Genomic DNA, 20,595 nt, shown 5'->3' with positions numbered 1-20,595 from the left:
GTTACCGTGCGGCCCATGCGCGCACCCATCGGAGACTTCGACCACGCCACCCCTGCCCCCGACTGCCTCGACGACCTGGTCGGCCCGGTCGCCGACGCCGTACGCGGCTGGCCCGGCAGCGTGCCCGCCGACCAGATCCTGTACGTCGAGACGGACCCGCGGTGGGCCGACACCGCGGTGTTCGTCCAGCACTACGGGCAGGAACTGCTCGAACGGTCCGCGAACTGTGTGGTCGTCGCGGGCAAGCGGGGCGGCGGGTCGAGCCTGGCCGCGTGTGTCGTGCTCTCCACCACCCGCGTCGACGTCAACGGCGTGGTCCGCCGCCAACTCGGTGCCCGCAAGGCCTCGTTCGCGTCGATGGACACCGCCACCGGGGAGACCGGGATGGAGTACGGCGGCATCACCCCCGTCGGGCTGCCCGCGTCGTGGCCGGTCCTGGTGGACTCGGCCGTGATCGACCTGCCGTACGTCCTGGTCGGCAGTGGACGGCGGCGCGGCAAGCTGCTGGTGCCGGGGAAGGCGTTCGCGGAACTGCCGAACGCGGTGGTGCTGGAGGGTCTGGGAGTCGCCTGACGGGCGGACCCCGGCGCCGGGACGCCGACGCCGGCCCCGGGCGCATGACCCGGAACCCGGCGACGTGCGGCTGGAGGCCGGCGATGTGCGGCTGGGGCCGGATCAGGCGGCGGCGGTGCCCGCCCGGGCGCTGAGCTGGTTCAGGACCTCGGTGAGACCGGTGACGACCTCGGCGTCGTCGGCCGGGTGGGTCTCGGCGAAGCGGATGACGGAGCTGGGGATGGAGAGCTTGGCGTCCTCCAGGACCGTGGCACCGGCGACGCCGAGGGCCTTGCGGGTCTCGTCCTGCGCCCACACGCCGCCGAACTGGCCGAACGCGGTGCCGACCACGGCGACCGGCTTGCCGGTGAAGGAGCCGGCGCCGTACGGGCGGGACAGCCAGTCGATGGCGTTCTTCAGGACGGCGGGGATGGTGCCGTTGTACTCGGGGGAGAAGAGCAGGAAGCCGTCGACCTGGCCGGCGGTCTCGCGCAGCCGTGCGGCGGTGGCCGGGAGGGCGGCCTCGGTGTCGAGGTCCTCGTTGTAGAAGGGGATCTCGGCCAGGCCCTCGTACAGCTCGATCTCGACGCCCTGGGGGGCGTACTTCACGGCGGCCTCGGCGAGCTGGCGGTTGTGCGAACCGGCGCGAAGGCTGCCGACGAGCGCGAGGATGCGTACGGACATGAGCTGACTCCTAGCAAGGATGTGCACGGGGAAAAGCTAAGCGGACCGGGGTCCGTTGAAATTTGTAGCACCTATCCGGACCGGGGTCCACTTGTCTGTGGCGAGCGTTACGCTCCCTTCATGAAAGAGTCGCTGCCGCCCCTCCCGGCGCCTCAGGAACCCGACCCCCTCGACGGGCTGCTGAGCCTCGCACCCACCACCTCCGACCAGCCGCGCCTGCGTGCGGACGCGGCCCGCAACCGCACCCGGCTGCTGGAGGTCGCCGCCCGGCTGGCGGCGGAGTGCGGGGCCGCGAATCTGACCATGGAGGCCGTGGCCACCGCCGCCGAGGTGGGCAAGGGCACCGTCTTCCGGCGCTTCGGTGACCGGTTCGGGCTCATGCTCGCGCTGCTCGACCATCACGAGCGGGAGCTGCAGGCCGCGTTCCTGACCGGCCCGCCGCCCCTCGGCCCCGACGCGCCATCCGTCGAGCGTCTCCGGGCCTTCGGCGCCGCCGTCATCCGGCACGAGTACGCCCACCGCGACCTCTACCTCGCCGCCCACACGGACGTCTCCCGCCGCCACACCAGCCCGGCCAACCAGCTTCGCCTCGGCCACCTGTGCATGCTGCTGCGCCGTGCCGGGACGGGGGGCGACGTCGAACTGCTGGCGCAGACCCTGCTGGGCTATCTGGACATCAGTCTCGTCGACCATCTGGTGGGGCGGCGGGGGATGTCGCTGGACCGGCTGGAGCTGGGGTGGGGGGACCTGGTCGAGCGGCTGGTCGTGGAGTAGATCCGGGACGCTCGACCGAGACGGCAAAAGCGACCGCTTGGTAACTTGGAGCGCACGTGCCGGGGAGCGGCCTCGCACGCCACGTGAGGGGGAGGGTCACATGACCGACGAGAACGGTGGGAACGGGCGGCAGGACATCACCGGCACCGGCTTCTTCTCCTCCGTGGACGACGTCTCCGCGCGGCTCGCCGAAGCGGGCTACCTGGCCTCCACCGCCGTCGCCACCACCGTCTTCCTGGCCGACCGGCTCGGCAAGCCCCTGCTGGTGGAAGGCCCGGCGGGCGTCGGCAAGACCGAGCTGGCCAAGGCCGTCGCCCGGGTCGGCGCCGCCCGCCTGGTCCGCCTCCAGTGCTACGAGGGCATCGACGAGTCCCGCGCCCTGTACGAGTGGAACCACGCCAAGCAGCTGCTGCGCATCACCGCCGGGCGCGACGAGGCCTGGGACGACACCCGCACCGACATCTTCAGCGACGAGTTCCTGCTCACCCGTCCTCTGCTGACCGCCATCCGGGGCGACGAGCCGACCGTGCTCCTCATCGACGAGACCGACAAGGCGGACGTCGAGGTGGAAGGGCTCCTGCTGGAGGTGCTCAGCGACTTCCAGGTCACCGTCCCGGAGATGGGCACGATCACCGCCACCCGGCGCCCCTTCACGGTCCTCACCTCCAACGCCACCCGGGAGCTGTCCGAGGCCCTGCGCCGCCGCTGCCTCTTCCTCCATCTCGACTTCCCCGACGCCGAGTTGGAGCGCCGGATCGTACGGCTCAGGGTCCCGGGCCTGGACGGCACCCTCGCGGACTCCCTGGTCCGTGTGGTCGGCGCGCTGCGCGAGATGGAGCTGCGCAAGGCCCCCTCCGTCGCCGAGACCATCGACTGGGCACGCACCCTGCTGGCCCTCGGCGCCGACACCCTCGACGAGACCGTCGTACGGGACAGCCTGGGCGTGATCCTCAAGCACCAGGACGACATCGAGAAGGCCGCGCGGAAGCTGACGCTGGTATGAGCGCCGGTGCCGGAGGCGCGGGCACGGCTCCGGGCTCCGCGCTGACCGAGCGGCTGACCGCGTTCGTACGGGCGTTGCGCGGCCACGGCATACGGATCGGGCCCGGCGAGACCGTGGACGCGGCGGCCGTGCTCGAAGTGCTGGGCCTCGCCGACCGGGAGCGGATCCGGGAGGGGCTGGCGGCAGCCCTGCTGCGCGCCGACCGGCAGCGCGCCGTGTTCGACGCCGCCTTCGAGCTGTACTTCCCGCTCGGCGTGGGGGAGTTGACGGGCGCGCGGGATGCCTCGGCCGGGGACCGGGACGAGCTGCGCGACCGGCTTGCCGAGGCGCTGGCCGCGAACGACACGGCCGCGCTCGGCCGACTCGCCGGCGAGGCCGTGGACCTGCTCGGCCGCTACGGCTCCCCCGGTTCGGACGGCTGGTCGGCCCATCAGACGCTGGACCGGCTCCGGCCGCAGACGCTGCTGGCACGGATCCTGGCCGCGTCGCAGGGGGCACCGGGGGCGAGCGGGGCGGGTGGCACGTCCGGCGCGGGGGCCGGTGGCGGGTTCCGTATGGGATTCGGTGGCGGGTTCACGTTCGGCCAGGGAAGGGGTGTGGGCTCGGGATCCGGTTCCGCCCCCGGCTCCGGTCTCGGGTCGGGTGGGTTCACCGATCGGCTGGACGCCGATGAGATCCGGCGTCGTATCGAGGACTTCCGGAACCGGGTGCGTACGGAGGCGCGGCGGCGGGTCGCCGAGCGCCGGGGAGCGGAGATGATCGCCGAGCGGGGTATCGCGCCGAGCGCCGACCAGGTGGACTTCCTCATCGCGAGCCGCGAGCAGCTCGTCGAACTACGCCGTACCGTCCAGCCGTTGGCCCGTAAGCTCGCGACCCGGCTGGCCGCCCGGCGGCGCAGGGCCGCGCGCGGCCAGATCGACATCCGGCGCACGCTACGGCGTTCGCTGTCCACGGGTGGGGTGCCCCTGCGCCCCGCCTATCGGCGGCATCGGCCCGCGCGCCCGGAGATCGTGCTGTTGTGCGACGTGTCCGGGTCGGTCGCCGGGTTCGCGAACTTCACGATGCTCCTGGTGCAGGCGATGCGGGACCAGTTCAGCAAGGTGCGGGTCTACGCGTTCGTCAACCGTGTCGACGAGGTCACCCGCCTCGTCACCACCGGGGAGGCCGACCCCGCCGAACTCGGCCGCCGGATCGCCACCGAGGCCGCGATCACCGGTTGGCACGGCAGCAGCGACTACGGAGCCGCGCTCGGCGAGTTCGCCGAGCGCCACCTCGACGCCGTGGGCCCCCGTACGTCGGTGATCGTGCTCGGTGACGCCCGCACCAACGGGTTCGACCCCGACGCGGAGGCCCTGCGGCGGATCGTGGCCCGCGCCCGCCGCGTCCACTGGCTGAACCCCGAGCCGCCGAGCCAGTGGGCGACGGGCGACTCCGCGGCCCATGTCTATGCCGAGATCGTCGAGATGCACGCCTGCCGGAACGCGCGGCGGCTGGGGGAACTGGTGACGCGGTTGCTGCCGGTGTGAAGGGTGGTGCGAGCGGGGCGAGGGGTTGTGCGAGGGGTGTTGGCGCGCAGGCCGGGTGCGGTGGTCGCTCCCGCGGCTGCCGAGGTCATTCCGGGGCGGTGTCGATCACGCAGAAGCGGTTGCCCTCCGGGTCGGCGAGCACGACGAAGTCGGCGCCCTCCGGGTAGTCGTCCCAGTCGACGCGGGTCGCGCCCAGGTCCAGCAGCCGCTCGACCTCGGCCGCCTGTTCCTCCGCGTTCCCCGCGTAGAGGTCCAGATGCACCCGGGGACGCTCCTGCACCGGGGTCTCGCTGCGGCCGAGGGAGAGCTGGGCGCCGGTGCCCCGCGGATGCACCAGCACGACCCAGTCGTCCTCCGGCTCCTCGCGCGGGACGTACCCGAGGGCCTTCGTCCAGAACGCGGCGGCCCGCCGTACGTCGGACGCGCCCATCACCACGGATCCGATTCTCAGCATGGTCCGATTCTGGCCCCTGCGGATCGGCCGCCCTGCGGCGATGCTGGAAACAGGCCTCGACCTCAGGAGGTGCGCCCCATGTTCCGCACCGTCACCGTGGGTATCGACGGTTCGCGCGAGAGCCTGGCCGCCGCGGAGTGGGCGGCCCGGGAGGCACGGCTCCGCGCGCTGCCGCTGCGGCTGGTCAACGTCTGGGAGCTGGTTCCCGAGCCGATGGGGCGGGCGCCGGTGCTGGGTACCGAGAGGGGAGCGGACCGGCGGGAGGCCCAGGAGGCGCCGGAGGCGGAGCAGGGGCGGGGAGGGGGCGCGGATCGTGGGCCGGGCGCCGGGAAGGTCCTGAGGGAGGCGGCCGACGGGATCCGGCTGCGCCACCCAGGCGTCGACGTCGGTGTCGAGCAGTTGACCGGGCGGGCGACGGAGGAGCTGGTGAAGGCGGCTCCCGAGGCTGAACTGCTGGTCCTCGGCTCCCGTGGGCTGAGTGGGATCGCCGGCTTTCTTCTCGGTTCCGTGGGGCTGCACGTGGTCGCGCACACCGAGCGGCCGGTCGTCCTCGTGCGGGCCGGGGAACAGGCGGCCGACGAGCACGCGCCGGGGCCGGCCGACGCTCCGGCCACCGCGACGCCCTTCCGGCCCGTCGTGCTCGGCCTGGACCTCGCGCACCCGGACCCCACGCTGATCCGGTTCGCGTTCGAGGCCGCCGCGCTGCGGGAGACCACGGTGCGCATCCTTCACGACTGGAGCCCCCCGCCCCACTCCGGCCTGCGGGAGCGGCCCGGTCTGGAGGCCGATCTCGATGCCGGCCTGGGGCGTGCCGATGCCGCCGGGCTGAGTGACGCACTGCGTCCCTGGCGGCTGGAGTATCCGTCCGTCGAGGCGGTGGAGGAGTCACGGCGGGGGAAGGCGGCGGACCATCTGCTGGAGGCGTCCCGGGACGCCTCCCTGGTCGTCGTCGGGCGGCGCGTCCGTCATGCACGGTTGGGGGCGCACATCGGGCCGGTCGCGCACGCGGTGCTCCATCACGCGGGGGTGCCGGTGGCGGTCGTCCCCCACGACTGAGACACCGGGCACCACCGTGGTCCGGTACGGCATGGTCGCCCGTCTCGGAAGGTCCCGCCCCGGGGAGGCGTCGGATCCCTGAACGCCAGGACCCCTGGATCTTCGGACCCCGGGGCCGCTCAGCCCAGCCGCGGGATCTCGATCGCCGGGCAGCGGTCCATGATCATGTCCAGCCCGGCCTCGCGGGTCCGGTCGTACGCCTCCTCGTCGATCACTCCCAGCTGGAACCAGACCGCGTCCGCGCCGATGCGGACGGCCTCGTCGGCGACGGGCCCGGCGAGGTCGCTGTTGACGAAGACGTCGACGACGTCCACGGGGAAGGGGATGTCGGAGAGGGAGGTGTAGCCCTGCTCGCCGTGCACCGTCTCGGCCTTGGGGTGCACCGGCACGACCCGCTTGCCGTAGCGCTGGAGGACCTCCGCGACGCCGTACGCCGCGCGGTCGCGGTTGGTGGACAGGCCGACGACGGCCCAGGTGTCCCCGAGTTCCGTCAGGATCTTGCGGACCGTGGCGGGGTCGCCGTACATGTGCCGTCTCCTCTGTCCGTGTGGGAGCACCCACGAGCGGGGCCTGCCTGCGGCAACAGCGGGCGGTGCCCGGCGATTCCCGGGTCCTGGGACCCGGGCCGTCGTGCGTGCGGGCCCCGACTCTCGTGCGCGCGGACCCCGGGCTCTCGTGCGTGCGGGCCCCGGCTCTCGTGCGTGCGGACCCCGGGCTCTCGTGCGTGCGGGCCCCGGCTCTCGTGCGAGCGATACGGCTCGACGTCCGGAATATCGTCCTCCGCACTGCGTTCGGCCGTTCCCGCGCCTACGCTCAGGCCGTGCTGCGTATCACCGACGCCCGGACCGGCCAGCCCGCCGAGATCCGCAGGGCGCTCACCAGGGTCCATGCCCATGTGTCGGGGGACGACCCCTCGGCCCTGCGTGTCCTGCTGGTCGCCGATGTCCTCGCCCGCGTACTGGAACTGGGCGGGAGCCCCGTCCTCCTCGTCGCCGACCCGCCCGCCGCGCTGCGGGAGCGCGCCGACGACCTCGGCATCCGGCCGAGCGAGGCGACCGCGACGAGGGGAGGGCGGCGGGTGCTGCATGTGATCGGCTCGGGTGAGTCGATGGGCGGCGGTGCCGACGGCGCCGGCGGCGGTGGTGACGCCACAGGTCCCGCCGCAGGTTCCGGCACAGGTCCCGGCCGCTCCGACACCGACGTCAGGGTCGAGGTCGCCCCGGTGACCGGGCCCGAGGAGCCGGCCACGACGGGGACCGTCCTCCGGCTCGCTCTCCTCACCCGCCCCCGCCGGACCCCCGTGACCCTCGATGCCATCACCCTCACCGAGGCCGCCGACACGCTCGACCGCTGGCGCCGGGCCGTGGCGGCCTGGGCGACGCGGCCGTCGAGGCCGATCCCCGAGCCCGTACGGCAGGCCCTGCGCGACGCCTGGGAGGATGATGTCGACGTACTCGCGGTGCTCGACGTGCTGCGGGACGTGGCGGGGGCGCAGGACGTGCCGGACGGCGCGCGATTCGAGACCTACGCCTACGCGGACCGGCTCCTCGGCCTGGAGCTCACCCGGGAGATCGGAGCATCGGCATGATGGCGCGCGCCGGAGCAGGCCCCCTGCGCAGACTCGTCGTCCTGCGGCACGCCAAGTCCGCCTGGCCCGCGGGCGTCCCCGACCACGAACGGCCCCTGGCGCCACGCGGGCGCCGTGACGCCCCCGCCGCCGGGCGGGCCCTCGCCGAGGCGGACTGCCTGCCCGATTTGGCCGTGTGCTCCACGGCCGTACGGGCGCGGCAGACCTGGGAGCTGGCCTCCGCGCAGTGGGGGACGCCGCCGCCCGTGCAGCATGACGGGCGGGTCTACGCGGCCGAGGTGCCGGAGTTGCTGGACGTGGTGCGCGGGGCCCCCGACCATGTGCGGACGCTGCTGCTCGTCGGCCACAACCCCGGCCTGGAGGAACTGGTCCTGGACCTGGCCGGGGACGCCCTCGACGACGTGCTGGACGACGTACGGACCAAGTTCCCCACCTCGGCGATCGCCTTTCTCTCCTGGCACGGCCGGACCTGGGCCTCGCTCGCCCCGGGCACGGCACTGCTGACGGACATGATCGTGGCCAGGGGGAAGAAGAAGGCCTGACCGGCAACCGGTCCCCGGGCGACGCCCCGGCACGGGCGCGCGCCGGCCTGCGCATAGGCTGGCCGAATGCAGGACGAGTACCGCACCGTCGCCCGCGCCGGCGTGCACGAGACCGAGGTCAACCGCTCCCGGTTCCTGTGCGCGCTCGCCCCCGTGGCCACCGAGCAGGAGGCCCAGGACTTCGTCGCGGCCGTCCGCAAGGAGCACGCCGACGCCACACACAACTGCTTCGCGTACGTCATCGGTGCCGACGCGGCCGTCCAGCGGGCGAGCGACGACGGGGAACCCGGCGGCACCGCCGGCGTCCCCATGCTGCAGATGCTGCTGCGACGGGACATGCGGTACGTCGTCGCCGTCGTCACCCGGTACTACGGCGGGGTCAAGCTGGGCGCGGGCGGCCTCATCAGGGCGTACGGCGGTGCCGTGGGCGAGGCGCTCGACGCGCTCGGCGGCATCACGCGCCGACGTTTCCGGCTGGCCACGGTGACCGTCGACCACCAGCGCGCCGGGAAGGTGCAGAACGACCTGCGGTCCACCGGACGCGAGGTCCGTGACGTGCGCTACGGCGAGGCCGTCACCATCGAGATCGGACTGCCCGACGCCGACGTGGACGCCTTCCGCTCCTGGCTCGCCGACGCCACCGCGGGCACCGCCGGTTTCGAACTCGGGGGAGAGGCGTACGGGGACGCGTGACCCGGCGTCCATCGGTGCCGGCCTGCTGCGGTGCTTCGGTGAACTGCTCCTGGACAGCGGCCCATTGCTTCACGAACTGGTGGGCCTCGGGGACAGGACGTGGAGCGGATCACCTGCGGCCACGGCTGTGGCGGCGCCTGACGTCGCTGCGTCCGCGCACGATGAAGCCGACGATCCAGAGAGCCAGCAGGACGGCCGCGCCCCACCACAGGGCCTGCATGGTGAATCCGAACCCGAAGACCACCAGGATCAGCAGAAGGAGAAGAATCCAGAACATCGCGGGGCCTCCGGAGCGCGAGGAATTCCTTGATTCCGCGGGGTCCGGGCGAAGCGGGAAGGCGGAATGCTGCGGCCGAACGATCCGGATGGCACAGCCCTACGCCATGCCGCCAGTCAACGCCCGGCACCGTCCCGTGTCAACGCGGGCTCGGTACGGAGGAGTTCTGGGAGCCGGGGAGGGATCGCCGGGGTGGGCGGAGCCTCGGTGAGGGCTTCGGCCGGCACGGCCGGCGGCGTCGGCAGGATGCGGTCCTCCCACCAGGACAGGGCCATCACGGCGGCCAGTAGCACGAAGGGGGTCGAAGCGGAGAGGATCAGCGCGTACATGGGTACCGCCTGCGGGACATGTGCGACGCGGCGGGCAGCAGAGCCGTGCCCGCTGTGGAGCACATCGACAGCGCGCCAGGACCACATGGCGAAGGAGGCGTACGGGAACGGCCTCGCGCGTGACGCGGTGGGTTCCGGCACCGATGTGCAGGGGCGCCCCCTGGAGAGCGCGTTGGCGGTGCGACGCTGCCGGGGGCAGGGGCGGCATGTCGCACGCTAGCGCTTGCGGGAGTTCCCCGACAGGTGTCAAGCAGCCATCCGCGCAAGGCAGGACGCGCTGACGTCGCACGGTATCCGCAACCCTTGAGCAGGGCTACGCTGTGAGGTGAGGCCCCAGTCCCCGGTATCGATGCCGTGTCCTGCTCCCGGGGAGGCCCACCGTGTTCGTCCTGCTCCTCGTCCTCATCGCGGTCCTGTTCGGCTTCGGCTTCCTCGATCCCATCTGGTGGGTGGCCGCTGCGGTGTTGGTCTACGGCACCACCCGCCACGGCCGCGATCGAGGCGGAGGCCGGAGCAGTAGCGGTGGTTCCGATCTCGGGGACTACCGGGACTACCAGGAGCGCCGGAATCGTCAGGAACGTTGGGACCGCCGCTACAGCCGTCAGCACCGGGCGCGCTGGAGGCGCGAGGACCGCCGGGATCGCGAACGCCGCGGGTGACCCGTGCGGTGGCCGGCACGCACAAGGCCAAGGGCGCGACTCACGCTCCCCAGGCAGCTGGTTCGTCCAGGTAGGGAGAGACCATGATTCACGCAGCCGACGTCCGAGAATGGCGCAACCGTGATGTCGTTGACGCCGAGTCGCGCAAGATCGGTGTCCTTGAGGCGGTCTATGTGGACACCACCACCGATGAGCCGGCCATGGCCACGGTACGGACGGGACTGCCCACCCGGCACCGTCTGGTCTTCGTCCCCATCGAGAACGCGATCGTCGGACCGGGCTATCTCCGGGTCGGCTATGCCAGAACGCTGGTGAAGCAGGCCCCTTCGATCGGCACCGACGACGTGCTGCCCGCCGAGCAGGAGGAAGCGATCTTCAAGCACTACGAGCTGGCCTACAAGCCCGGTGCGGCCGGAGAGCGGCAACTGGCGCGTCGCTGACCACCTATGGACGGGATGGCTGCTCTGTGAGGTACGAACCATGCACCAGGTGACCCCGCCCCGTGTGGAACAGCGCTTGTTGAGGACTGTCCCGTCAGCGGGGGATGCGGCTCTGTTGGCCGAGGTCGTCGAACTGCGCGCCACGAACCAGCAGTTGGGCCGTGCGATGGCGAGCCGTGCGGTGATCGACCAGGCGCGCGGCATGGTGATGGCGCTGGCGCCGTGTTCCAGTGAGAACGCCTGGGACCTGCTGGTGGGCGTGTCGCAGCACTGCAACATCAAGCTCCGGGACGTGGCTGCGGCTCTGGTCGCCACGACGAAGGGCCGGACGCTCCCGGAACCGATACGGCGGGAGCTGCGCCGAGCACTGCGGCGCTTCCACGCGGCGGACCGGAGATGACGGCGTACGTGCCCAGCGGACGGCACCGGGAGCTGTAGGCTCAACTCTCCGGTGCCTTCGTCCAGGACGGCCGTCGGACGTATCTGTTGTGTAGCCCGCGTCGTGGCCCCCAAACACCGGTCCAGTGGTTCACCGTCCGTTCCGTCTGACCACTGCTTCGCGCCGGGGAGCGGCGACTGGCCCAGGGCCCCGCGAGGGGTGTGGGTCAGGACTCCAGGCCGACGAGGGGTTCGGAGCTGTCGATGAGGGCGCGGGCCACGTCGGCCAGGCGCCGGTTGTGGGCGCGGGCGTAGCCGCGCAGCGCGCTGAACGCCTGCTCCATGTCGATGCCCTGGCGTTCGGCGAGCTTCCCCTTGGCCTGTTCGATCAGCACCCGGCTGTTCAGCGCCGTCTGCAGCTGCTCGTTGAGCACTGTGCTGCGCTGAGTGGTGCGTTGTTGCAGCAGGCTGATGGTGGCGACGTCCGCCAGCGCCTGGGCGACGAGTGTGGCGGTCGGATCGAAGGGGCCGGGGGCGGCGCGGAAGAGGTTCAGGGCGCCCACGGTCTCGTCCCGCAGGCGCATGGGCAGGGCCTGGACTGCCCCGAAGCCGCTGCGGTGGGCCGCGGTGACGAAGCGTGGCCAGCGGTCGATCTCCCGGGTCAGGTCGTGGATGATCACCGGTGTGTTGGTGCGGAAGCAGTCGAGGCAGGGGCCTTCGTCGTTCTGAAGCTGGAAGAGCTCCAGCAGGCGCACCTGTTCGTCGGAGGCGGCCATGACGCGGAGTCCGCCGTCCTGGTCGGCGAGCAGCACCCCGGCGGCGCTCGCGTCGAGCATGCCGACGCAGCGGTCGGTCAGCAGGCGCAGGAAATCGATGAGGTCGAAGTCGGCGACCAGGTTGTCGGCCAGCTCGACGAAGGTCTTGGCCAGAAGTTGTTGATCCATGGTGGGCACCCTCGATTGAGACTGGTCCCGACCTGAAGGGGCGGGAAGGACGGCACGTTCCTCGGCCGGCACCGATACGTCAGATTTCCTCATCGGACTGCTCCGGCTCCGTGTCCGGTGAGAAACGAAGCCGACGGGCCACCACGTCCGCGGCCACGTCGGCGAGCCGGCGTCCCCGCGTATAGGCGTAGGCGCGGAGCCGGACGAAGGCTTCCTCGATGCCGACTCCGAGCTGGACCGTGAGCATCCCGCTGGCCTGGTCGATCTCCGCTCGGTACGCGCCCAGATCCTCGAAGCCGCGCTCCGGCATCGATCGGTCGGTGGGTGCGCCCGTCTCGTCGATCCTTGTGTCGAGCAGGAGCAGTGTCGCGAGATCGGCGAAGGCCAGTGCGTCGGCCAGTTCCTCCGTGGTCAGTACGGTCGGAATGCCGACGTACAGGTCCAGAACTCCCGGGCTGATCGTGCCCTTGTGCAAGGGGAGCGAGAACATCGCGCGGGCTCCGGCCTCCAGGGCCGAATCGGCGAACGCGGTCCAGTGATCCTGAAGTGCGGCGGTGAGCAGATCGGGTGTCAGGACGGCCGAGCCGCGTACAAAGGCGTCCACGCAGGGCCCCTCGCCCAGCGTGAGCTGGAGCTCTTCCAACTGCTCACTGATGTCGTCGGTGCTGCACAACGGATGGCTCGCCGCGGTCCGGGACATCGCCGACAGCCCGGCTCCGCCGACCGGCAGCGCGGCCACGGCCGCGGTGCACACGTCCACGACACCGACCCGGGCACCTCGTCGGACCGCCTGCTCCGCCACCAGCAGCCGGATGCGGGCCGATCGCCTGTCAGGTCCCACCCGGGCCACCGCCTCCAGGCAGCGTGACAAGTCCCTCCAGCCGCGCCGTGGCGCGTTCCCCGAGGGGATACACCAGCGCGCGGAACGTGGTGGCACCCAGTGGCCTGCGAAGCTCCCCGATGTCCAGCCACCCCCAGGAGTGGAGCGCGGCGAGGGTCGGGCGATCGGCCTGGTCCACCAGGGTGGCGCCGAGTGATGCCTGGCGGTCGGTCAGCAACCGCTCCTGCACACGGCGGGCGATCCCCCGGTCCTGCGGGTGCGGCCGGATCACGATGCCGGCGAACGCGAAGACGCCGCCGGACACCGTGAGTCGGCCGACGCCGCGCGGCAGTGTTCCTTCGAAGCCGAGCCACCAGGAGCCGTCGCCGCCCACCGGGAATCCGAAGGCGCAGCCCATCAGGCTGTCCGTCTCGGCGATCACCAGGGCGAAACCCGGTCGGCGCATGTCCGTGGTGAGACGGTCCGAGAAGTTCTGACGGCTGGGAAGGCGGTACGGATCACCCGGCGCGGCCGCGCGGGACTCCCCGTACAGATCCACCAGATCCTCACGCAGGCTCTCCACCAGCCAACGGTTCAGTCGGCGCAACCGCACCGGAGCCGTGGCGGATGGCTCGCCGTCCTTCGGTTTCCGTGACTGCCCCCGCCCGGGGTCGGCCGTCATCGCACATCGCCCGAGAGAGCGGGCGCACGCGGGACAGAGCGGTGCGGCGGGGCTGGACGGGGCATGGCCGGCGTATCACCGAGTCCGCGAGGAGGTGGCAGGTGGGCGGCCGGAAGACCGAGGACCAGGAACTCGCAGCCGGCGAGGTCGAGAATCCGAGCCAGCATCGCCGGCGGGTGGTGCAGCCGCAGGGTCCCGCCGGCCACGGTGGTCTGACGCGCGGCGTGGAGGAATGTGCTGAGCCCGCTGCAGTCGCAGAAGGTGGCTGGGGTGAGGTCGACGTCGATGGTGCGGATACCGTCTCGCAGGCACCGAGCCAGGGAATCGCGCACCAAAGGTGCGGAGGCGAGGTCGATCTCACCGGACAGGGTGATCAGCGCCCGTGTCCTTCGGTCATGGCGGTAGACGGTCAGCTGTGGCAGGGACATGACGCCTCCGTTCGGAAGGCCGTCCGGCAGCGGACGCGCGGGTGCCGGAGTCCCGGTTCCCTCAGCGCGCTCACGGCAGGGGCGATGTGCGGCGGAGGCAGAGCGACGGTCGGTCCGGCAGCCTGCCCCGCAGTAGAGCGGTAGCAGTGCCGCAGTACGGCAGTAGCAGTAGCAGTACAGAGGACCCACCCGGTTCCCTCCAGGGATGCGCCGGGTGACAGACGAAGAGCCCGCACCCCGCAGCCATCTGTGTTCAGCAACATGCCGCCGGGGTCTCGGGCGTCTCCCCACCAGAGTAGTCCTCGCGTCGTGTGACGGACGGTCCGGAGCGGCCCGATCCCAGGATGCGGACGGTGGGGAAACGAAGTGGCACGTGTATGTCCGAGGCGCCGCACGGCGCTTGGACGTGAGCACTCATGACGGCCGCCCGAGCATGGCACTCCGTAACCCGCTCCAGCAGGTGGCCCGCATGATGGAGCCGAACAGTTCAGCTCTGCGGAAGTCGGTTCCGGCCCGGCCCCTCACAGGAGCGCGCGATCGGAGCCGGTGCGCGGTGGGGCGCACACGGCGGTACGAGCCGAGTCGGCGATCCGTGCGCGGGGTTCATGGAGGAAAGAGGAAACCGGCTGGTCACCGGGGGTGAGGGGTACGGCTGCGGCCTGGTGGGAAGCGGCCACGGCCCCCGTCGCGGTGGTCCGGCCGTTCGCCGCCGGTCGGCGACTCGGACCGGTCCGGTCCGACCGGGGGCCGCGGCCTGCCGCGACCGCGGCGGCCGTGCAGTGCGGAGCTGTACCGGTGCGCGGCGATCCTGCCGGCGTGCTGGATGTTGAGCCGGTGGATCACGTATGCCCCCGTCGCGATGAGAACCACGAAGGCGACGGCTGTCAGGAACACGTACATGGAGACCACCTCACATACCGATGATCAGACGACTGGTCCGACTGGGCGGCCCGGCCTGCTCCGGAACGGCCGCGGGGACCGTTGAGGCGCCGCCCTCGTACTCCCATGGCTCGTCCGGGTCCAGTGGCTCGTCGGTCGCGGAGACACCGTGTGCCGGGGAGACGCCGTGCCGCTCCTCGTCCGCGGCGATGAGCGCGCTCGCGGTCAGTGGCGGGCCGTCGTGGTCGGACGCGGCTGCCATGAGCCGGGCCGCCGACTCCGCCCCGGTCTCGGGCGGGATGACCAGCAGGTCCCAGCGGCCGGCGCCGTGGGAGAGCAGCAGCAGTTTGTGCGGGTCGATTTCCAGAGTGAACCAGCCGACCTTGACGATGTGGCCGTCCACGGGAACCTTGCGAGGGATGACCGGCCAGTACGTCGGGTTGACGGCGATGCGGGTGACGCGGCCCCACAGGGGGTCCAATACATCGAGCAGTGCGGGCAGTTCGACCAGCAGATCCCGGGAGCGGGGCCACCAGGCGCCGTCCAGGAGTCCGCGGGACGTGCCGTCGGTCTTCAACGCGAGACGCGCGGCCGGGGCTGCGACGGGCGCGTGGTGCGGCAGGGTGGGGAGCAAGGTCGCCGACATGATGCGGACCCGTCTCCGGACCGCCTCTGCGGCGGCCCGGGGTTCATCTCGCGCCGAGAACGACCCGGCGTGGAAGCCGGTGTGCGAAATGCTCTCGGTACTGTTCACACTACTCCGCGCTCCGCCGCGCCGCGGGCCCGCGTGCAACGGCCTAGAGATGGAGCAGCCGTTGGGTGATCTCCCGGTACTGCCTCAGCACCTGCCGGAGCTCGTCGGACTGCGTCTCGGGGTCCCGGTCCTGCCACCCGGCGCGCAGGACACACCGCCGTCCTTCGAGGGCGCCCACGAGCTGGGAGGTGGCCGCGTCGTAGGCGCTCTCGGCCTCTCCAGCGCCTCGCGCGGGGTATCGGCGAAGGTGTTGAGGACGCGTCGTAGGCGCAGGAGGATCTTGTCCCGCTCGGCCGACGGGAGCAGCGGCTCCGGGCCCGGGGTACGGCGTCTGCCGGAGCCCGTTGTCTGGTCCGCAGGCTGCTGGGCGCGAGTCTGGTCGTACGTCATCGGGTGCCGCTTCCGTCCCGCCCGAAGGCGTCCTTGGTCTTCTCGACGGCCTGTTTCAGGCTTGCGGAGCCCTGGCCGATCCTGTCCCGGCCACCGCGGTCGCCTGTTGCGAGTGACCTGGTGGGGGCATTCCGTGATCCGCCCTTCAGCATCCGATTCATGGTGAGACGGCGGTGATCGTCGTTCCGTCGTGCGCGCGGGGCACCCGCCATGTGTCGTGCGCGCGAGGCACCCGCCCTGTACCACCCCGGCTCCGGCGGGCGATGCGTTTCCTGCGATGTGTCACACCGGGGATCCGGCGCATGACCCCGCCGGACAACGGCCGGATCCGGCAGCGCACTTACGGCCAGGGCGGTGACCACGGGTCGTCATGTCCCCATGGCGCGCCGCTGATCGCGGCCGTGAGACCCGAGAACACCGCCGCTCCCGTCCTCCCCGGCCTCCGGGCTTCCGGTACGGGCCCGTTCCGCCGTCATGAGCGCGGTCGCGGTCATCGGCGGGCCGGCGTCCGCACTCGCGGCGGCCATCAGCCGGGCGGCCGAGGGGGCGCCGGTCTCCGGGGGGATCACGAGGAGGTCCCAGCGGCCCGCGGTGTAGGACAGCAACAGGATCGCGTGCGGATCGAGGTCCGAGGTGAACCAACCGACCTTCACCACATGGCCGTTGACGAAGATCCGAGGCGGGAGGATCGGCCAGTGTCGGGGGTTGACCGCGATACGGGTGATCCGTCCCCACAGCGGATCCAGCACGTCCGCCAGGGCGGTGAGCTCGCTCTGCAGGTCCCGTGAACGGGGCCACCAGGCGCCGTCCAACTCGGCGGGCCCTGCGGAGGGGCTCTTGGTCCTCAGCGCGATGCGCGCATTCGGGGCTCGGAAAGGAACGGGCCGTAGAGGGCGGTGAGGGATGGTCGCGGGCATTGCGCGAACCTGTCTCCGGACCTCTGCGCGAGGGCAGCCGCCCGGTGTCGTCGCTCACTGGGAACGACACCGGCATCGAAGCTGGTGTGCGAAGTGCTCCCAGTGGGTTCACGCTACTCCCCGAAGGGACCGGGCGGGTTGTTCTCGGATACCGCCTCACTTCCGCCGACGCGGCCGTCCTCGGCGGACCGGCTGTCCTCAACGGACCGGCTGTCCTCAACGGACCGGCCGTCGTCGGCGGACCGGCTGTCCTCAACGGACCGGGCGTCGCCGCGGACCGGCTGGTCTTCGCGGACCGGCCGGTCTCCAGCCACGAGCGGGCGGGTTCTGCCGCGCGGGTGGTGTCTACGGTGAGGTAGAGGCGGGTCCCGCCGGCGAGGCCCGCGGGGTGGCTGCGCTGCTCGGTGGTGTCGAAGCGACGGCGGATGTCGCGGTACGCCGGGGCGATCCGCCGGCCGGCGGATCCCAAGGTCCTCCGGTCGGCGATGCCGCGCTGCGGAGGGCCGTGGTCCTGCCCGTCGGACCACGTTCGGCTGCCCGCCCGGACAGCCTCGCTCACGAGAACCGCACCCAAGGGCCCGAAGGACGACAGACGGGCGGTCGGGCCAGGTGAGAGCAGGGGTGCCGGCATGGGTGTCGTCGCGGATTCTGCCCCAGGGCTCAGTCGAGGGTGGTGAGGTGATCGGCGTCGCCGCCTCGCCACTCCATGAGGAAGATGGTCGCGTCGTCGGTCGTGGTGCCGCCGCGTTCGTGTTTCAGGGCGTGGGAGAGGGCTCGCACCACCGCCCGTACCTCGGTGCGCTCGCGGAGGATCCGGTTGGTCCATTCGATGAGCTGTTCCTCTCCGAACTGTTCCCCGCCGGTGTGGTGCTCCTCGATCAGGCCGTCGGTGAAGCACAGCAACCGGTCGCCGGGGCGCAGCATCCGCTCGCTGACCGACGGCTCCTCACCGCCGAAGCCGACCGGCAGCGTGGTCGGGCTCACCAGCCGGTCCACCACGGCGCGGTCCCGGATCAGGAACGGGGCCGGGTGGCCCGCGTTGACCCACTGCAGTCGGCCGGTGGTGATGTCCAGAATCATCATCTGCGCGGTGACGAAGTGGTCGGGGCCGAACTGCTCGTTGATGGCCCTGTCCATGAACGCGTACACCTGGGACAGATCGGTGTGGGCCCGCCGTGTGTGGCGGTAGGCGCCGATGGCCACGGTCGCCATGGTCGCCGCGTCCAGCCCGTGGCCCATCGCGTCGATCATGGCCATGTGCAGGACGTCGCCGTTGAGGGCGTAGTCGAAGCTGTCGCCGGCCACGTCGTAGGCGGGCTCCAGGATCCCGGCCACCTCGACCTGCGGAATCGTCATCGACAGTGGGGGCAGCAACGACCACTGGATCTCCGCGGCCACGCTCATCGGGGCGCTGCGGCGGGCCTGGAAGAACTGGTCGGTGTAGGCGTCCTTGGTGACGATCATGTCCGCGACCAGACCGCCGAGTCTGCGCAGCAGCCGCCGGTCGTCGTCATCGACGCGGTCCAGGGTGACGGCCATCACCCCGATCTGGTCGCTTCCGTCCAGCAGTGGCAGGTACATCCGCACACTGCCGTCCTTCGGCACCTCCACCGTTCTGCGGCTCAGGAACGCCTCGCCGGCGGGGGAGTCCTCGACCGGCTCGGGGCCGCCGACCTTCAGTCTCCGGCCCGGCAGCGGCACCAGGAGCACCTGTTCGTAGTCCTGCAGGAGGATGGAGACATCCCGCCCTCCGACCCTGGCCACCTCTTCCGCGACGAGCGGGGCGATCAACTCCGGCGGCATCTCGTGAGCGCGGTCCAGCAGCACCCCGAGCAGCCGTTCGCCGAACCCCTCGGACCGGTCCACCCCGACCCTGTCCGGCCTACGCCCACCGTCCGTCATCGCTGTCTGCTTCCCTTCGTCCCCTGACATGGGGAACTCAGCGGGGTGGCTGCGTCCACGCGGTGTTTGCCAGGCGGCCCGGTGTCCCGGCTGCGGCGCACGGGCTGCCGACCGGCGCGGGCACCCACGTGGCGATGTCCACTGACGCGGGGTCAGGCGGCACCGGTGACGCCGGGGGCGACGAAGCGTCTGTGGAGCGGGAAGAACTCCGGCTGGGGGTCGCTCTCGACCCCCAGCCGAAGGTCATCACGACTGCCATGGAGGTGCCTCTCAATCGCCTCGGCGCGCCGAGGCGTGGTGTCTGCATCGTCTGCATCGTCTGCGTGGTCTGCGTGGTCTGCGTGGTCTACGCGGCCTGTGCACGACGACGCTAAGCGGCTCGGCCCCATCGGGCACTTCCGGGCGGGCCATCCGTGCGACCGCTCCGTGGGCCGGGATCTTCGCGCCGGTCCCGGTCCCGGTCGCGCTCGTCGCGCGGCCCCCGATCACTCGGCTGTCGACCCTGGCTGTCCCGGGAAGCGCACGGCCGTTTTCCTGGCGATCCGCAGGCCGGGGCGAGGTCGCGATGTGAGGTCCTTGGTGAATCAGGTGCCGACAAGCGTTAGCGTGGTGGGTGCCGACCGGCGTGCCCGTGCTGGTCGATGCTGGCCATGGGGGCGTCGTGGGGAGAAACGTGCAGGTCAGAGCGGATTCATGAGATTGCTGCACACCTCCGACTGGCATCTCGGTCGGGCGTTCCACCGGGTGAACATGCTCGGCGCGCAGGCCGAGTTCATCGGTCATCTGGTCACGACCGTGCGGGAGCGCGACGTGGACGCGGTGGTCGTGGCGGGGGACGTGTACGACCGGGCGGTGCCGGCGCTGGCCGCGGTCGAGCTCTTCGACGACGCCCTGCACCGCCTGGCCGAGCTGGACGTGCCCACGGTGATGATCTCCGGAAACCACGACTCGGCGCGGCGGCTCGGCGTCGGCGCCGGCCTCATCGGCCGGGCGGGCATCCATCTGCGGACGGCCGCCTCCGCCGTCGGCACCCCGGTGATCCTGCCGGACACCCACGGCGACGTCGCCTTCTACGGGCTGCCGTATCTCGAACCCGCCCTGGTGAAGGACGAGTTCGGGGTGGAGAAGGCGGGCCACGAGGCGGTGCTCGCCGCTGCCATGGACCGGGTACGGACCGACCTGGCCACCCGCCCGGCAGGCACCCGTTCCGTCGTCCTGGCCCACGCCTTCGTCACCGGCGGCGCGCCCAGCGACAGCGAGCGGGACATCTCCGTCGGCGGGGTCTCCTCCGTGCCCGCCGGTGTCTTCGACGGCGTCGACTACGTGGCACTGGGACATCTGCACGGCAGCCAGACCCTCACCGAACGCGTCCGCTACTCCGGCTCCCCGCTGCCGTACTCCTTCTCCGAGACCGACCACCGCAAGAGCATGTGGCTCGTGGACCTCGGCGCCGACGGAACGGTGGACGCCGAGCGGATCGACTGCCCCGTACCGCGCCCGCTCGCCCGGATCCGGGGACGGTTGGACGACCTGCTCGTCGACCCTGAGCAGGCCCGGCACGAGGAGGCGTGGGTCGAGGCCACGCTCACCGACCCGGTCCGGCCCGCCGAGCCCATGGCCCGGCTCTGCGAACGCTTCCCGCACACCCTCAGCCTCGTCTTCGACCCCGAGCGCGCCCCCGGTGACCCGGACGTCTCCTACGCCCGGCGCCTCGCCGGCCGCGACGACCAGCAGATCGCCGAGGACTTCGTGGCCCATGTCCGCGGAACGGGCCCCGACGAGCACGAACGGACCGTCCTCAGGGACGCGTTCGACGCCGTAAGGGCCGACGAGACGGTCCGGGAGGTCGCCCGGTGAGCCGCTGCTCGATGAGCCGTCCGACGGGTCGCCCGAGCGGCCCGGTGAATTGCTCGCACCGGCTGGG

At 71.8% G+C, this 20,595-nt stretch carries 25 protein-coding genes and 1 pseudogene; 12 read left to right on the top strand and 14 right to left on the bottom strand.

Translation table 11 applies throughout. From position 1 onward, the window contains the following. The first annotated feature begins 15 nt into the window (after positions 1-15). Positions 16-573 carry a YbaK/EbsC family protein gene (locus OG272_RS07615; RefSeq protein ID WP_327730697.1) on the top strand — a complete coding sequence of 186 codons (558 nt, stop codon included), beginning with the start codon at positions 16-18 and terminating at the stop codon, positions 571-573. 102 nt (positions 574-675) lie between these two features. On the opposite strand, the gene OG272_RS07610 is transcribed toward OG272_RS07615, so the two are convergent. Continuing rightward, complete coding sequence (locus OG272_RS07610) at positions 676-1,236, bottom strand: NAD(P)H-dependent oxidoreductase (protein ID WP_326584267.1); 561 nt, start codon at positions 1,234-1,236, stop codon at positions 676-678. A 120-nt stretch (positions 1,237-1,356) separates the two neighbouring features. Between OG272_RS07610 and OG272_RS07605 the strand changes: the two genes are divergently transcribed. The 3 genes from OG272_RS07605 to OG272_RS07595 all read left to right on the top strand — a co-directional run bounded on the left by OG272_RS07605 (position 1,357) and on the right by OG272_RS07595 (position 4,539). After that, positions 1,357-2,010, top strand: coding sequence for a TetR/AcrR family transcriptional regulator (locus OG272_RS07605; protein WP_328222569.1), 654 nt, complete (start codon positions 1,357-1,359; stop codon positions 2,008-2,010). A gap of 100 nt (positions 2,011-2,110) precedes the next feature. Beyond that, positions 2,111-3,013, top strand: a complete 903-nt coding sequence (locus OG272_RS07600; RefSeq protein WP_326584269.1) for a MoxR family ATPase — start codon at positions 2,111-2,113, stop codon at positions 3,011-3,013. Further along, positions 3,010-4,539: a VWA domain-containing protein gene (locus OG272_RS07595; RefSeq protein WP_327730698.1), complete on the top strand. Its 1,530-nt coding sequence runs from the start codon at positions 3,010-3,012 to the stop codon at positions 4,537-4,539. The genes OG272_RS07600 and OG272_RS07595 overlap by 4 nt, the downstream gene beginning before the upstream one ends. Positions 4,540-4,624: 85 nt before the next feature. Here the strand turns inward: OG272_RS07595 and OG272_RS07590 are convergent, their stop codons facing one another. Next, positions 4,625-4,993 (bottom strand): VOC family protein, encoded by a 369-nt coding sequence (locus OG272_RS07590; RefSeq protein WP_327730699.1) that lies wholly within the window; start codon positions 4,991-4,993, stop codon positions 4,625-4,627. Between the two features lie 78 nt (positions 4,994-5,071). Here OG272_RS07590 and OG272_RS07585 point away from each other — a divergent pair, with 78 nt between their 5' ends. Further along, positions 5,072-6,049, top strand: a complete 978-nt coding sequence (locus tag OG272_RS07585) for a universal stress protein (protein ID WP_327730700.1) — start codon at positions 5,072-5,074, stop codon at positions 6,047-6,049. 119 nt (positions 6,050-6,168) lie between these two features. Here OG272_RS07585 and OG272_RS07580 read toward each other — a convergent pair whose 3' ends face one another. Next, positions 6,169-6,576: a CoA-binding protein gene (locus tag OG272_RS07580; protein ID WP_405892942.1), complete on the bottom strand. Its 408-nt coding sequence runs from the start codon at positions 6,574-6,576 to the stop codon at positions 6,169-6,171. A gap of 293 nt (positions 6,577-6,869) precedes the next feature. Here OG272_RS07580 and OG272_RS07575 point away from each other — a divergent pair, with 293 nt between their 5' ends. From OG272_RS07575 to OG272_RS07565, 3 genes are all read left to right on the top strand, one after another. Beyond that, positions 6,870-7,637, top strand: a complete 768-nt coding sequence (locus OG272_RS07575) for a hypothetical protein (RefSeq protein WP_327730702.1) — start codon at positions 6,870-6,872, stop codon at positions 7,635-7,637. Then, positions 7,634-8,179, top strand: a complete 546-nt coding sequence (locus OG272_RS07570) for a histidine phosphatase family protein (RefSeq protein ID WP_327730703.1) — start codon at positions 7,634-7,636, stop codon at positions 8,177-8,179. The genes OG272_RS07575 and OG272_RS07570 overlap by 4 nt, the downstream gene beginning before the upstream one ends. Before the next feature lie 66 nt (positions 8,180-8,245). After that, entirely contained in the window at positions 8,246-8,872 is a 627-nt protein-coding gene (locus OG272_RS07565) for a YigZ family protein (RefSeq protein WP_327730704.1), read from the top strand. Between the two features lie 109 nt (positions 8,873-8,981). On the opposite strand, the gene OG272_RS07560 is transcribed toward OG272_RS07565, so the two are convergent. Further along, positions 8,982-9,149, bottom strand: a complete 168-nt coding sequence (locus OG272_RS07560; RefSeq protein WP_326584277.1) for a hydrophobic protein — start codon at positions 9,147-9,149, stop codon at positions 8,982-8,984. Positions 9,150-9,265: 116 nt separating this feature from the next. Further along, entirely contained in the window at positions 9,266-9,478 is a 213-nt protein-coding gene (locus OG272_RS07555) for a hypothetical protein (protein WP_326584278.1), read from the bottom strand. Between the two features lie 380 nt (positions 9,479-9,858). Here OG272_RS07555 and OG272_RS07550 point away from each other — a divergent pair, with 380 nt between their 5' ends. The 3 genes from OG272_RS07550 to OG272_RS07540 all read left to right on the top strand — a co-directional run bounded on the left by OG272_RS07550 (position 9,859) and on the right by OG272_RS07540 (position 10,977). Then, the gene (locus OG272_RS07550; protein ID WP_326584279.1) at positions 9,859-10,137 is read left to right on the top strand and encodes a hypothetical protein; all 279 of its coding nucleotides are present in this window, start codon (positions 9,859-9,861) and stop codon (positions 10,135-10,137) included. Positions 10,138-10,220: 83 nt separating this feature from the next. Then, positions 10,221-10,577: a PRC-barrel domain-containing protein gene (locus tag OG272_RS07545; protein ID WP_327730705.1), complete on the top strand. Its 357-nt coding sequence runs from the start codon at positions 10,221-10,223 to the stop codon at positions 10,575-10,577. 115 nt (positions 10,578-10,692) lie between these two features. Further along, complete coding sequence (locus OG272_RS07540) at positions 10,693-10,977, top strand: ANTAR domain-containing protein (protein ID WP_326584280.1); 285 nt, start codon at positions 10,693-10,695, stop codon at positions 10,975-10,977. A 205-nt stretch (positions 10,978-11,182) separates the two neighbouring features. On the opposite strand, the gene OG272_RS07535 is transcribed toward OG272_RS07540, so the two are convergent. From OG272_RS07535 to OG272_RS07495, 9 genes and pseudogenes are all read right to left on the bottom strand, one after another. Beyond that, the gene (locus OG272_RS07535) at positions 11,183-11,899 is read right to left on the bottom strand and encodes a GAF and ANTAR domain-containing protein (protein ID WP_327730706.1); all 717 of its coding nucleotides are present in this window, start codon (positions 11,897-11,899) and stop codon (positions 11,183-11,185) included. A 79-nt stretch (positions 11,900-11,978) separates the two neighbouring features. After that, the gene (locus OG272_RS07530) at positions 11,979-12,740 is read right to left on the bottom strand and encodes an ANTAR domain-containing protein (RefSeq protein WP_327730707.1); all 762 of its coding nucleotides are present in this window, start codon (positions 12,738-12,740) and stop codon (positions 11,979-11,981) included. Next, positions 12,730-13,302 carry a hypothetical protein gene (locus OG272_RS07525; RefSeq protein WP_326584283.1) on the bottom strand — a complete coding sequence of 191 codons (573 nt, stop codon included), beginning with the start codon at positions 13,300-13,302 and terminating at the stop codon, positions 12,730-12,732. Before OG272_RS07525 ends, OG272_RS07530 begins: the two co-directional genes overlap by 11 nt. A gap of 95 nt (positions 13,303-13,397) precedes the next feature. After that, entirely contained in the window at positions 13,398-13,829 is a 432-nt protein-coding gene (locus OG272_RS07520) for an STAS domain-containing protein (RefSeq protein ID WP_405892940.1), read from the bottom strand. Between the two features lie 630 nt (positions 13,830-14,459). After that, complete coding sequence (locus OG272_RS07515; RefSeq protein ID WP_405892938.1) at positions 14,460-14,729, bottom strand: hypothetical protein; 270 nt, start codon at positions 14,727-14,729, stop codon at positions 14,460-14,462. Between the two features lie 10 nt (positions 14,730-14,739). After that, entirely contained in the window at positions 14,740-15,462 is a 723-nt protein-coding gene (locus OG272_RS07510) for a DUF5994 family protein (protein ID WP_327730709.1), read from the bottom strand. A 43-nt stretch (positions 15,463-15,505) separates the two neighbouring features. After that, a pseudogene (locus tag OG272_RS07505) lies at positions 15,506-15,852 on the bottom strand (hypothetical protein). Positions 15,853-16,220: 368 nt separating this feature from the next. After that, positions 16,221-16,769 carry a DUF5994 family protein gene (locus OG272_RS07500; protein ID WP_326584284.1) on the bottom strand — a complete coding sequence of 183 codons (549 nt, stop codon included), beginning with the start codon at positions 16,767-16,769 and terminating at the stop codon, positions 16,221-16,223. A gap of 660 nt (positions 16,770-17,429) precedes the next feature. Continuing rightward, entirely contained in the window at positions 17,430-18,671 is a 1,242-nt protein-coding gene (locus tag OG272_RS07495; RefSeq protein ID WP_405892936.1) for a PP2C family protein-serine/threonine phosphatase, read from the bottom strand. Between the two features lie 693 nt (positions 18,672-19,364). Here OG272_RS07495 and OG272_RS07490 point away from each other — a divergent pair. Continuing rightward, the gene (locus tag OG272_RS07490) at positions 19,365-20,528 is read left to right on the top strand and encodes an exonuclease SbcCD subunit D (RefSeq protein ID WP_327730713.1); all 1,164 of its coding nucleotides are present in this window, start codon (positions 19,365-19,367) and stop codon (positions 20,526-20,528) included. The last annotated feature ends 67 nt before the right edge of the window (positions 20,529-20,595 follow it).

Origin of the sequence: Streptomyces sp. NBC_00104, from assembly GCF_045160825.1 — a bacterium.
Taxonomy (GTDB): Bacteria; Actinomycetota; Actinomycetes; order Streptomycetales; family Streptomycetaceae; genus Streptomyces.
The sequence above is the reverse complement of the archived record's forward strand: the minus strand, read 5'-3'. Positions and strand labels throughout refer to the sequence as shown.

What these genes read in the sequence shown, in the direction of transcription:
- OG272_RS07605 (WP_328222569.1), top strand. Translation starts at nt 1,357, where the DNA reads ATGAAAGAGTCGCTGCCGCCCCTCCCGGCGCCTCAGGAACCCGACCCC.
- OG272_RS07565 (WP_327730704.1), top strand. Translation starts at nt 8,246, where the DNA reads ATGCAGGACGAGTACCGCACCGTCGCCCGCGCCGGCGTGCACGAGACC.
- OG272_RS07490 (WP_327730713.1), top strand. Translation starts at nt 19,365, where the DNA reads ATGAGATTGCTGCACACCTCCGACTGGCATCTCGGTCGGGCGTTCCAC.
- OG272_RS07570 (WP_327730703.1), top strand. Translation starts at nt 7,634, where the DNA reads ATGATGGCGCGCGCCGGAGCAGGCCCCCTGCGCAGACTCGTCGTCCTG.
- OG272_RS07595 (WP_327730698.1), top strand. Translation starts at nt 3,010, where the DNA reads ATGAGCGCCGGTGCCGGAGGCGCGGGCACGGCTCCGGGCTCCGCGCTG.
- OG272_RS07610 (WP_326584267.1), bottom strand. Translation starts at nt 1,236, where the DNA reads ATGTCCGTACGCATCCTCGCGCTCGTCGGCAGCCTTCGCGCCGGTTCG.
- OG272_RS07545 (WP_327730705.1), top strand. Translation starts at nt 10,221, where the DNA reads ATGATTCACGCAGCCGACGTCCGAGAATGGCGCAACCGTGATGTCGTT.
- OG272_RS07495 (WP_405892936.1), bottom strand. Translation starts at nt 18,671, where the DNA reads ATGACGGACGGTGGGCGTAGGCCGGACAGGGTCGGGGTGGACCGGTCC.
- OG272_RS07500 (WP_326584284.1), bottom strand. Translation starts at nt 16,769, where the DNA reads ATGCCCGCGACCATCCCTCACCGCCCTCTACGGCCCGTTCCTTTCCGA.
- OG272_RS07590 (WP_327730699.1), bottom strand. Translation starts at nt 4,993, where the DNA reads ATGCTGAGAATCGGATCCGTGGTGATGGGCGCGTCCGACGTACGGCGG.
- OG272_RS07555 (WP_326584278.1), bottom strand. Translation starts at nt 9,478, where the DNA reads ATGTACGCGCTGATCCTCTCCGCTTCGACCCCCTTCGTGCTACTGGCC.
- OG272_RS07520 (WP_405892940.1), bottom strand. Translation starts at nt 13,829, where the DNA reads ATGTCCCTGCCACAGCTGACCGTCTACCGCCATGACCGAAGGACACGG.
- OG272_RS07535 (WP_327730706.1), bottom strand. Translation starts at nt 11,899, where the DNA reads ATGGATCAACAACTTCTGGCCAAGACCTTCGTCGAGCTGGCCGACAAC.
- OG272_RS07615 (WP_327730697.1), top strand. Translation starts at nt 16, where the DNA reads ATGCGCGCACCCATCGGAGACTTCGACCACGCCACCCCTGCCCCCGAC.
- OG272_RS07580 (WP_405892942.1), bottom strand. Translation starts at nt 6,576, where the DNA reads ATGTACGGCGACCCCGCCACGGTCCGCAAGATCCTGACGGAACTCGGG.
- OG272_RS07585 (WP_327730700.1), top strand. Translation starts at nt 5,072, where the DNA reads ATGTTCCGCACCGTCACCGTGGGTATCGACGGTTCGCGCGAGAGCCTG.
- OG272_RS07560 (WP_326584277.1), bottom strand. Translation starts at nt 9,149, where the DNA reads ATGTTCTGGATTCTTCTCCTTCTGCTGATCCTGGTGGTCTTCGGGTTC.
- OG272_RS07600 (WP_326584269.1), top strand. Translation starts at nt 2,111, where the DNA reads ATGACCGACGAGAACGGTGGGAACGGGCGGCAGGACATCACCGGCACC.
- OG272_RS07515 (WP_405892938.1), bottom strand. Translation starts at nt 14,729, where the DNA reads ATGTACGTGTTCCTGACAGCCGTCGCCTTCGTGGTTCTCATCGCGACG.